This is a genomic window from Deferribacter abyssi, from assembly GCF_049472655.1.
GTDB lineage: Bacteria > Chrysiogenota > Deferribacteres > Deferribacterales > Deferribacteraceae > Deferribacter > Deferribacter abyssi.
The window spans coordinates 19,270-30,638 of record NZ_JAQNCS010000021.1 but is presented as its reverse complement, the minus strand read 5'-3'; the positions used below and the strand labels follow the sequence as shown (position 1 = coordinate 30,638).

The window sequence follows — 11,369 nt, the reverse complement described above, 5'->3', positions numbered from 1 at the left end:
AATTAATTGTCACTTTTTCAGTGAGAATCGATTATAATGTAAAAATGTTTTACTGATGTATGCCCAAACTATAAATGATGATAGACTAAGGTTGCTTTGTTAACGTTTAGGGTGACGCTTTTCTTTATGAATTTAATGTTATAAGGTTAATTTTTGTTTTTTAGTATAAAAACTGTTTTGTGTCCTAAAAGATATTTTTTTGCAGCTTTAATTACTTCTTCAGTAGAGGTTTTTTCTATTAATGCAATGTAGTTGTTGAAAAAATATCCTCCAAGCCCAAGTGTTTCAAAAAATGCAGCATACCAGGCATTTTTATAATTAGTTTGAGCTTCCATTAAGATTCTTCCTGTAAGATAGTTTTTAGCTTTGTCAACTTTTTCATCATTTATGTATTTTTCGGCATTTTTCCCTATTTCGTCAAAAGTGGCAAGTGCATCCTTTACATTTTTATAATCAAGCCCAATATAATTTACAAATCGTGAGTTACAAAGTTTAGATGGATAAAAAGAGCCTACAGAGTAGGCATATCCTTTATCTTTACGTAAAATATTAAAGTATATTGAGCTCATTCCTCCACCCAAAACTTCTGATAGAATTTTTACAGGGACATAATCTTCATTTGTAGCATCAGGAGCAGTGAAGCCCATGAAAAGTTTTGCTTGCTTAATATTTGGATGAGTTTCTTCTTCCATGTAATCTTTTTTAATATTACTATTTTCACAATTTATTTGAAATTTTTCTCCCTTGGGCAGTTGAGAAATAATATCAATTAATGTATTTTTTTGTTTTTCAGAGTAAAAGCCAGCAATTGAGACTACCATATTTTTAGCTTGTAAAAGACTTTTTAAATAGTTTGAAGCATCATTAATGGTTAGCTTTTTTACAGTTTCTATTTCACCTAAAGTATCCATGGAATAAGGAAAGTTACCATAAGTAGCTTTCATAAAAGATTTTATAGCAAGCTCATCAGGTCTATCTTGAATGGCTTTAAGTTTTATCAAAGTAATTCTTTTTTCATTTTCAAAAATAGTTTCATCTATATTAATTTTAGTTAAGAATTCTTGTAATAATGGTAATATATCATCTAGATATTTTGATGGTATAGATAAGGATATTTCAGAAAAATCTGAAAGATTTGATGTGTTAAAAGTACCACCTAAATCTTCTACAACTTTTAGAATTTTGCTACTTTTTTCCCAACTATTCAATGCAAGGTTTCCAATGCCGTTATTTTTATGATTTTCTCTAAAAATTCCACCTCTTATCATAATAACAAGGCTAAAAGTGGGGTTATAGTCTCTTTTATTTGCTATCAATACAGCACCATTCTTTAATGTCACAATTTTCCCTCCAGCTATAGAAAGTGAGGCTGTAAAAATAATTAATAAAATTATGGTATTAACTTTTTTTAACAATGACCTTTCTCCCAACAATTTTAAGTTTATCTTCTACAAAAAGTTTTACAGCTTCAGGATAAATTTTATGTTCTTCTTTAAGGATTCTTTCTGAAAGTGTTTCTACAGTATCATTTGGCAATACAGGGACAACAGCCTGTGAAATTATAGGACCGTGATCGACTTTTTCATCTACAAAATGAACTGTACATCCAGAAAATCTGACTCCATATTCTAAAGCCTGTTTTTGAGCATTTAAACCAGGAAAACTTGGGAGTAATGAAGGATGAATATTCATTATGCTGTTTTTAAAACTTTTAACAAAGTAAGGTGTGATAATTCTCATGAAACCAGCAAGGCAAACAAGATCGATTTTATAATCATTTAATATTTTAACTATTTTTTTATCATACTCTTGTGCTGAACAGAATTCTTTCGGATTAATAAAAAAAGCATTTAGCCCTTTTTCTTGGGCAAATTTTAATCCTAAAGCGTCACCTTTATTGCTTATTACTACAGAAATTCTAGCATTATTGATTATTTTTGTTTCAATAGAATTGTATATAGCTTTGAAATTACTTCCTCTTCCAGACAGCAAAATAGCTATATTCTTCAAAAATCTACTCCAGAAATTTCTACTGTTTTATTACCTTTTACTACAAGACCGATTTCGTATCCTATTGTTTCATCTTTATTTAAAATATTCAGTAACCGTTCTTTTTCTTCGTCAGCGATAATCAAAACTAAACCTATACCCATATTAAATACTCTATAAAGTTCTCTTTTTTCAATATTCGTATTTTGTTTGATAAAAGTAAAATCAAAAAGTTCAGGTATTTTTTCACTATAAAGCTTTACCGAATATGTGTCAGGAAGTATTCTTGGGATGTTTTCATAAAATCCCCCACCTGTAATATGAGCCATTCCTTTTACTTTAATATTTTCATTCAAAATCTTTTTTATTTCCCGATAGTATATTTTTGTTGGCTTCAGTAGGATATCTGCTACAGTTTGTTCATCATCTATTTTATCATCTATTTTAAGATTTAAATACTCAAAGTATATCTTTCTTAAAAGCGAATAACCATTACTATGATATCCATTTGATTTTAATCCAATTATCACATCGTTTTCAGATATATTTTTTCCATCAATAATATTTTCTGCATCTACAATTCCAACACAAAAACCTGCAAGATCAAATTCATTTTGGTCATACATTCCAGGCATTTCAGCTGTTTCTCCACCAATTAATGCGGTGTTTGCCTCTTTACAACCTTCTGCAATACCTTTTACAATATCAGACATTTTGCTAGAATCTAACTTCCCTGTGGCTAAATAGTCCAAAAAAAACAGGGGTTTTGCCCCTGTTACGATTACGTCATTGATACACATGGCTACAAGATCAATACCAATTGTGTCGTACTTTTCTGCCATTATAGCTACTTTTAACTTAGTGCCAACACCATCTGTGCTTGAGACTAATATAGGTTTTTTATAATGTTTGGCAAAAGATATATCAAAAAATCCAGCAAACCCACCAATAGATTCAGGGACATGTTTATTATAAGTTGTTTTAACAATGTTTTTAATTTTTCTTACAAACAGATTTCCTTCATCAATATTTACGCCACTTTCTTTATAATTGAATTTATCCATTATTAGATTTCACCCTTTTTAAGTTTTTCTATTTCTTCTATAATCAATTTTTCAGCAAGTTCTGGTACAATTTCCCAAACAGCTTTTTCTATCGTTTTTGATAAAACTTCTTTAATAGTTTCTTTTATAAACTCTTCATTTATTATTTCGGATAATGCTGATTTAATAATTTCGTTGGAAATTTGAGTTTTAACATCTTCTAAAAGTTCAGTTTTTAAATTAATAAATGAGTTTTCTATTGTTTTAATTAAAGATTCAGTATCAAACTGTGGATATATTTTTTCGGTTATTTCTGTTACTGCTTCTTCCTGAGCTTCTTTTTTAAGTATAACTGACTCATTTTTTTCGTTAGCATCAGATGTTATTTCTTCGAGTGATGGTTCAATATGTTCTTTGATTTCGCTCAAAGTAGATGCTTCTTCGGAAGTGTGCAACTCTTTTTCAAGGATATTTTCAATTCTTTCGTCTATTTGAGGTGATTTTTCTTCATCTTTTTTTAGGGGACCTTCCTCTATAATGGTCGAATCTTCAGCATTTTCAGGTTGTTTGGTTTCTAACTGTTCTATAATTTCTTCTGATATCTGTTGTTCTGCTTGTGGCTCTGTTGAAGCTAGTTCTTCTTCAAGTTCTTGAAATAGTTCATCAACTTTTTCTTCATCTATTTCCTCATCGGCTTCTTTTTCTTCTAATGATTCACTATTTTCTGGTAAAAAGTTAGCTTCTTCATCATCTATTTCCTCTTTGGGTATTTCTTCAGAAACAGAAGACTCAGCTACATCTAGGTCTGAAAAAACATCTTCGATACTTGCTTCTTTTTTTTCTAAGTCTTCATCATCGTTTATTTCTTTTTCAAGATCTTTAAAAATATCTTCTATGCTTTCTTCTTTGTCAGTTTCTGTTGTGCTTTTTTCTTCGTTTTCTTTTTCAGAATCTAGCTCTTTTAAGATGTCATCGAACTGTTCAATTTCTTCTTTAGGTTCTTCGGAAGTTACGGTTGAAAGAAGTTCTTCTATGTCTTCTTCTCTTTCAGATTTCTGCTGAGATTCTTCTGTAGATACTGTATTTTGTTTAATTGAGAATTTTTCTATTACTTCTTCTAATGCGTTGGAATTGAACGGTTTTAATAAATAAGAATCAGCACCTATCCGTTCTAAATCATTTTGTTGAAAGTTATCAAAAGCACCCACAAGTAAAACAATTTTGGTATCAGGAAAAGATGTTTTTAATTCTCTTACAAACTCATCAATTTTTATATCAGGTAGCTTATTATCGATTAATATAACATCTGGAGAAAAAGTTTGTAGTTTTTGTTTTGCTTCATCCGAAGAAAATGCTTTTGCAACTTCATACGATTCATCATCCAAAGAAAGATCAATAACTCTGTGAATAGTAACACTATCGTCAATGAGCATTATTTTTTTCTTCATAAGCAACCTCTATTAAATTTTCAGCATTAAGTAAATATAATAATTTATTATTGTATTCCACAACCCCTTTTATAAATTTTACATCAAAATTATTTTTTTCGAAAGGTTTAAATTCATTATAACTAATTATATCATAAATCTTGTCTGCTAACACTCCAATATATCTTTTTTTGTCAGTTAAAAAAATTACATATTTAGGATTAGTATCTCCATCTAAAAATTTGCTGAAATTAAAAATTAATATTTCTCTTTCTTTTTCACCTTGTATTTCATTAATATCAGACACATGTAGTAAGTTATTTATATCAAGCAAAAAACCAATTTTTTTACACTCAAACATTAATGCTTTCATGATCTTTACCTTTAATAGCTTTTAGTATTGAATCCTCTGTGAATGGTTTAATAATAAAACCATTTGCACCTAATTCTATAGCTTTATCTTTGTGTTTTTCTGTAGCTCTAGAAGTAACAACAAATATTTTTACTTCATTGTCTTGTAAAAAATTTCTTATTTTATTGATTAACTCATACCCATTGATATTTGGCATTTCTAGGTCTGTAATGATATAAGGGAATCTACTTGTTTCTAGGATTTCTAATGCATTTAATCCGTCTTTTGCCTGAACTACTTTAAAACCGTTTTTAACTAAAATGTCAGAAAGGTACTTTCTTACTGAAATTGAATCATCAACAATTAATATCCCGTTTGAGTTATATGTGATAGTTTTTTCATTTTTTGGTTTATCTATTTTAATAAATTCCCTTACTTTCATTTTTGTTGAAAATAGGCGAACAGTGTCTAATATTAGTCTTACGTCACCTTTTGAGCTAACAGATGTACCTAAGAATTTATTTATTTTTACTAAAAAAGGCTTAAATTTTTTTGTAATAGTGGTTTCTCTTCCTAAAATGGATTCTATTTGAATTATATATTTTTTTTGTGGTCCATCTACAAGTATTCCAAATGAATTTTCTCTAAATTCATTTTTTTTCTTAACTCCCAAAGCTACCATTAAATCCACTATTTCATAAACTTCATTTCTAAGGTTGTAAAAGAAATGCTCGCCGATTTTTTTTATTTTATTGACTTCTAAAGGGATGATTTCATATACAGATTGTAGGGGTAATGCAAAGATGTGCTTATCTTCTTTGACTATCAAATATTCAGCAATAAATTGAGTTATAGGTATAACAAGGACGAATTTGGTAAATTTATCTTTTTCTGTATAAACAGATACTGATCCACCAAGATTTTCAACTATGCGCTTTACGACATCAAGACCGATCCCTCTACCGGAAATATCAGTTATAGATTCTGCTGTAGAAAATCCTGGAGTGAAAATTAATTGTAAGAGATCATCCATCCTTAGATTATTTGCTTCATATTCTTGTAATAGTCCTAATGCTACAGCTTTATCTTTAATTATGTTTATATCAATTCCTCTTCCGTCGTCTTCTATTTCAAAAATTATTGAGGTTCCGGATCTATAAGCTCTTAAGTATAAATTTCCATATGAAGTTTTACCTTTTTCTTTTCTTTCTCTTTTTGTTTCAATACCATGTGAAACAGAATTTCTTACTAAGTGTAAAAAAGCATCACTTATCATATCAAGAATAGATTTATCAATTTCAATTTGTTCACCAGAAACGATTATATTAATATTTTTACCTTCATTATTTGCGGTAATTGTTGCTGTTCTCATAGCTGTATTGAACAATGTTTTTACAGGAATTAATTTTATTTTTGTTAGATTTTTTTCGATGGAGTCAGTAACTCTATTTATATATTGAATATCAGTTTGAAATTGAGATAATTTTTGAAAAAGTTCTGATATCAGATTAGTAATGTCATTACCAACTTCAAGCAACTGTCTTGCTAATATATTAATATCAGTATATTTATCAAATTCTCCTTCAAAGAAATCAGACAATAATATATTACTTTTACTATCGTTTTCATTTTCTTGCTGCGTTGAATACATATATTTTTCTTTGAATTCATCAAGTATTTTATTTAATCGTTGTTTTGAGTACTCAAGCTCTTTAGTGAGTGTAAGAATATCTTTTAAAGATTCGCTATGTCTGTTTCTTGCGACTATTAATTCTCCAACAAGATTTATTAGAAAATTAATTTTTGCAACGTTTATACGAATGTACGTATCGATAGAATCTGGAGTTCTAATAGGGAATTCTTGATCTATTATATTTTTCAACGATTTGGGAGCTTTTTTTAATATGGGTAGTGTTTTTTCAGATATTGTTTCATTGTATTTCAAGTATGGTTTAATTTTATTTAAATATTCTTTTTTAAGATTTTCATCTATATCTTTTTTGTTATTTTTTAAATATTCATCCAATTTGTGAAATAGTTCTAGTAGAAACAAGAAAATGTTTTTATTACGTTTTATTTTTCCACCTTTAATACCTTCCAGTAAATTTTCTAAAGAATGTGTAATTTTCGAAAAGTTATAAAATTCAACCATGGCAGAGGAGCCTTTTAAGGTATGAGTGCTTCTAAATATTTCTTCTATAATAGACCAATTGTCAGGATCTGAAAGAAGGATATTGATACCATTAAAAATGGTATCAAAATGTTCACCAGATTCCATTAGAAAAAAATCTACCAGCTCTTGTTTGTTAATATTTGCCATTTTATTCTACTTTAAACTTGTTTACTGCCTCATTTAACATTTCGGCGAGTTGTGACAATGTAGCTATGATTCTGTTGGTTTTTTGAACATCTTGAGCAGTAGTTGCCGCAATTTCTTTTACTTTTTCTGTTACTTCTATTACTTCATTGGTTTCTTCCGCTTGGGATGAAATACTTTGTGTCATATTGTTAACTGCGTCACTAACCTTTTCAAGACTTACATTGATTTCTATTAATGCATCACCTGCTTCTTCGGTTTTTTTGGAACTGAATTCAATTTTAGAAGAACTTTCTTCAACAAGTTTTACAGTATCAGTTGTTTCTGACTGAACAGTTTTAATCAAATTATTAATCTCTTCTGTAGCTTCATTGGTTCTTTCTGCTAATTTTCTGATTTCATCAGCAACTACGGCAAATCCATGTCCATATTCACCTGCTCTAGCTGCTTCAATAGCTGCATTTAATGCTAGAAGGTTTGTTTGGTTGGAGATTTCGCTGATTACTCGTGTAATTTCGTTAATTTCCATTGATTTTTCACCTAGAGATTTAACTTTTTTACTGGCAAGTTGAGAATATCTTCTTACATCACTCATAGCATCGATGGTTTCTTGAAGCAAGATACTACCGGTTTTTGCACTTTTATTTGCCTGTAGAACTATTTCTAAGGTTTTATTAGCGTTATCTACAACATCGTACATTCTGTTTTTAAACTCTTCAAGCTTTTGAACAACTTTCTCTAGTTCTTCAATTTGAATACGTGCTCCTGATGTTGTTTTTTCTGAGGACTTTAAAAGCTCTTCTGTGGACACAACAATTGAGTCACCAGCTTTTTTAATCTCAGCGATCAATTCTTTGATACTTTCTGTCATAAGGTTGAAAGCATCTGCTACTGCTCCTAATTCATCAGCCGTAACTTCAGCCTGAACAGTCAAATCACCATCGGCAGCATTTGAAACAATGTCCATCAAATGAATTGCCTGTCTTTGCAATCTGTTTCTGTCTTCTTCTGTTTGAAGATAATTTTTCAGCTCATCTAGCATTTCGTTTAAAGTATTTGCAATATCACCTAATTCATCATTACGCTTAATATTAACTCTAACATCATAATCACCTTTTTGTATTTTACGCATTGTTTCGTTTATTTTGAATAGTGGAGAGAAAAGCATTTTAAAAAGGATAAAGGTTAAAATAAACACTAAACCAGCAAAACCTATAGTATAAAGAATCGATTCTTGTCTACCTTTTTCAACTTGTTTTAATATATATTCTTTATTTTTGAAAAATCCTACTATAATCCCAAATTTGTTAAGCTTTACCCTACCAATAGATCCGACGAAATTATTATTTTGAAAGGAAATTTCTTTATTGATAGATGCTTTCTTGAAAAGGTTATTTTTTTCTTTTTTGACAATGTTTGCAAAAAATTTATCAGGAGCGATTATAAGAGTATCTTGCACAAGGGTGTTTAAGAGGACATTACCATCATCATCCAAAGAGACAACAAAACCATAATTTAGGAGATTTTTTGTACCTGTATGACAGCTTTGACATGATGATTCAGCATTATGAGTGTCACTGACAGTGAATGATTTATTTATAGATGCTAATATAAAATTTGCATCTATTACTGCACCGAGAGCTCCGATTACTTTACCGTTTTCAAAAATTCCTGTGTAGTAAACAAAGTATGGAAAATCCAAGGTGAGTAAAGGTTCAAAGTAGATTTTATTTTCTTCTAAGTCTTCAAAATATATAAACTCATCAATATCTGGAATTTCATTTTTAAATAAGAATTTTTTGTTTATATAATTGTAATTATTATCAATGACAAAAAAACCTTTAATATAACCAATTTCTTTTCTAGATAGAAGGTCATTAAAAACATTATTTAATTTTTTCTTCCCCTCTTTATTTTTAAAGGCATCTTTTAGTTCTTGTAGTTTAGATGTAACAGATATGGTGGAGATAATATCTTCGTTTATTTGATTTAAAATAACACGAACATTATTAACTTTACCAGAGAGCTCTTTTTCTACCTGAGATAAAATCAAATTTGTAGAATTTTTGTAAATAAAAAAGGATGAAATAAAACCTGTAATAAAGATAAGAAAAAGGATTAAAATGAAAAGTTTGACATTCAGACTAAGTCTCATAGTCCACTCCTGCTAATCAATTTTAAATACATTGTAACATTTTAATACATCTAAAACCTTTATTTCAGTTTCTAAATGATTACATTTCAAGCTAAAAAGCTCATCATCAATAGATTCTATGGAAGATTTTGGTACAGATATTATTTTAGTAGATTTATCAACAAAGATACCTAATAGTTCATTTTTTGATTTTACTATTACATATCTTGTATCAACTGTTTTTTGAACAGATGTTTGATTAAGATAGGTTTTTAAATCTATTATAGGGATTACTTCTCCCTGATAATAAACTAACCCAAGAAGATGTGTTGGGGCACCAGGAATTTCCACGAGTGGTTTAAAATCTAATATTATAAAAACATCATTTAGTTTGACATAAAATATAAAGTTTCCTACCTTACATTCAAGGAATGTTTCTTTTTCAATTTGTTCTGCTGTGGTATCTTTTTTGAGTTTTTTATCAAGGAGTTCCTTGATCACAAAAACCTCTTCACAGTTTTTATAAATTCATCAATATTAAAAGGTTTTACTATATATTCATCAGCACCTTGTTTTTTACCCCAAAATTTATCACTTTCTTGCCCTTTGGATGTGACGATAATAACAGGGATATCTTTTATGAGTTCATCTTTCTTGATTTCTCGGCATACTTGGTATCCATTTTTACCTGGCATTATGACATCTAATATTACTAGATCATAGTTGTTCTTTTTTACTTCTTCAATTGCTTTATTCCCATCTTCAACAGGTACTACAATAAAACCTTCAGCTTCTAATGCTTTTTTCATGATTTCTCTTTCTGTGGCGCTGTCTTCAGCAATCAAGATTTTTTTCACTTTTACCTCCATGTTTTAAATCTCCAAAAAACCAGTTAAGATCAATGTACCTATTGTGTTTTTGGCAATTTGTTTATTATTACCAAAATATTTCACAATCTTCCCAACAGTTTTCTTCCCATCACAAAGCTCATAAATTTTTCTTTCAAACCTGCTTAGTGATGAAATATCTGTGATTACTTTTTTGGGTCTTAAACTGTCATCAAAAATGATTTTATTTATTTCTGATTTTTCTTCTATAAATTCTTGATATGCGGAGATTAGGTTGGAAACATCATATTTAAATCTTGAGTAGTATGCTTCTGGTATATTTATTTCATCAAGGTAATATCTAAATTCTCCATCAAGAATTTGTTCTATTATAGAGAGGAGATATGTTTCATAGTATTTTTGAATATAATTGTCATTATACTTTAAACTTCTTAGTTGATCATAAAGCTCTGATAGTGTTTCAACTTCCATCAGGCAAACATTACAAATGTCTTGAAATAACTCGTAAACATTCTGTAATCGATTATCCCCGATCCATGCGTGAACTATGGATCCATGTTGAATAAAAAAATGAATATCTTCTTCATGATTGAAGAAAGTAAGAGCACCTTCAAATTTGTTAATTAACTCTTGTAGCTTCTCTATATTGATTTCGGCTCCTTTAATGTCACTGATCATATATCCTGTTTCAAACTTTAATGTTTTTTCAATAAGAGCTCTTAAAGATGGCAATATACTTTCTTCAACTTGTTTTACAATTTTATCTAATACATTATCATGAAGCTTGTTATCCGAGATTGAAGAGTTAGAAGATTCTTTATGTAGTAATTCATAGTTTTCTGAGTGGATATTGTTACTAGTTTTTTCTAATACATTTTCTGTTTTATTTTTTAACATTTCTTCCACTTTATTTAATAAATCATCAGTTTGGAAAGGTTTAGCAATGAAATCTATGTTACTAAATCTATCCTGAAACCTTGTTCCTATATCCTCTGCTTTACTTGTAATCAATAATATAGGTGTATTTTTATTCATTTCATTTCTAATAAGCTTTGTGAATTGAAAGCCGTTTAGTTTTGGCATAATAAAATCAAGAAGTATGATGTCTGGGTCAAAAATTTTGAGAATTTCTAATCCTTCTTCACCGTTATATGCTGATTTTAGTTGATACCCATTTTCTTCAGTAAAAATCATTTTGAAAAGACGGTGCATTGTAGGACTATCATCTATTGCAAGTATTTTGGTCATTTTAACCTCCA

At 29.1% G+C, this 11,369-nt stretch carries 10 protein-coding genes; all 10 read right to left on the bottom strand.

Annotated elements, in window-relative coordinates; genetic code table 11:
* Nucleotides 1–146 precede the first annotated feature (146 nt).
* From OWK30_RS10550 to OWK30_RS10505, 10 genes are read right to left on the bottom strand one after another with little or no spacing between them, the layout of a single operon-like run.
* On the bottom strand, nt 147–1,340 hold the full coding sequence (locus OWK30_RS10550; protein ID WP_423326300.1) for a M16 family metallopeptidase: 1,194 nt from the start codon (nt 1,338–1,340) through the stop codon (nt 147–149).
* 58 nt (nt 1,341–1,398) lie between these two features.
* Complete coding sequence (gene purN, locus OWK30_RS10545) at nt 1,399–2,010, bottom strand: phosphoribosylglycinamide formyltransferase (protein ID WP_423326298.1); 612 nt, start codon at nt 2,008–2,010, stop codon at nt 1,399–1,401.
* The gene (gene purM, locus OWK30_RS10540; protein WP_423326296.1) at nt 2,007–3,053 is read right to left on the bottom strand and encodes a phosphoribosylformylglycinamidine cyclo-ligase; all 1,047 of its coding nucleotides are present in this window, start codon (nt 3,051–3,053) and stop codon (nt 2,007–2,009) included. Before purM ends, purN begins: the two co-directional genes overlap by 4 nt.
* A gap of 2 nt (nt 3,054–3,055) precedes the next feature.
* Nucleotides 3,056–4,480 (bottom strand): response regulator, encoded by a 1,425-nt coding sequence (locus OWK30_RS10535; RefSeq protein WP_423326294.1) that lies wholly within the window; start codon nt 4,478–4,480, stop codon nt 3,056–3,058.
* On the bottom strand, nt 4,455–4,832 hold the full coding sequence (locus OWK30_RS10530; protein ID WP_423326292.1) for a chemotaxis protein CheW: 378 nt from the start codon (nt 4,830–4,832) through the stop codon (nt 4,455–4,457). Before OWK30_RS10530 ends, OWK30_RS10535 begins: the two co-directional genes overlap by 26 nt.
* Nucleotides 4,813–7,131, bottom strand: a complete 2,319-nt coding sequence (locus OWK30_RS10525) for a hybrid sensor histidine kinase/response regulator (protein WP_423326290.1) — start codon at nt 7,129–7,131, stop codon at nt 4,813–4,815. The genes OWK30_RS10530 and OWK30_RS10525 overlap by 20 nt, the downstream gene beginning before the upstream one ends.
* A 1-nt stretch (nt 7,132) precedes the next feature.
* Entirely contained in the window at nt 7,133–9,283 is a 2,151-nt protein-coding gene (locus tag OWK30_RS10520; RefSeq protein WP_423326288.1) for a methyl-accepting chemotaxis protein, read from the bottom strand.
* Between the two features lie 12 nt (nt 9,284–9,295).
* On the bottom strand, nt 9,296–9,763 hold the full coding sequence (locus tag OWK30_RS10515) for a chemotaxis protein CheW (protein WP_423326286.1): 468 nt from the start codon (nt 9,761–9,763) through the stop codon (nt 9,296–9,298).
* On the bottom strand, nt 9,760–10,119 hold the full coding sequence (locus tag OWK30_RS10510) for a response regulator transcription factor (protein WP_423326284.1): 360 nt from the start codon (nt 10,117–10,119) through the stop codon (nt 9,760–9,762). Before OWK30_RS10510 ends, OWK30_RS10515 begins: the two co-directional genes overlap by 4 nt.
* Before the next feature lie 15 nt (nt 10,120–10,134).
* Nucleotides 10,135–11,358, bottom strand: coding sequence for a response regulator (locus OWK30_RS10505; protein ID WP_423326282.1), 1,224 nt, complete (start codon nt 11,356–11,358; stop codon nt 10,135–10,137).
* Nucleotides 11,359–11,369: the final 11 nt, after the last annotated feature.

Excerpts from the sequence above, each read along its gene's own strand:
- OWK30_RS10520 (WP_423326288.1), bottom strand. The coding sequence starts at position 9,283 with ATGAGACTTAGTCTGAATGTCAAACTTTTCATTTTAATCCTTTTTCTT.
- OWK30_RS10525 (WP_423326290.1), bottom strand. The coding sequence starts at position 7,131 with ATGGCAAATATTAACAAACAAGAGCTGGTAGATTTTTTTCTAATGGAA.
- OWK30_RS10505 (WP_423326282.1), bottom strand. The coding sequence starts at position 11,358 with ATGACCAAAATACTTGCAATAGATGATAGTCCTACAATGCACCGTCTT.
- OWK30_RS10530 (WP_423326292.1), bottom strand. The coding sequence starts at position 4,832 with ATGAAAGCATTAATGTTTGAGTGTAAAAAAATTGGTTTTTTGCTTGAT.
- OWK30_RS10535 (WP_423326294.1), bottom strand. The coding sequence starts at position 4,480 with ATGAAGAAAAAAATAATGCTCATTGACGATAGTGTTACTATTCACAGA.
- purM (WP_423326296.1), bottom strand. The coding sequence starts at position 3,053 with ATGGATAAATTCAATTATAAAGAAAGTGGCGTAAATATTGATGAAGGA.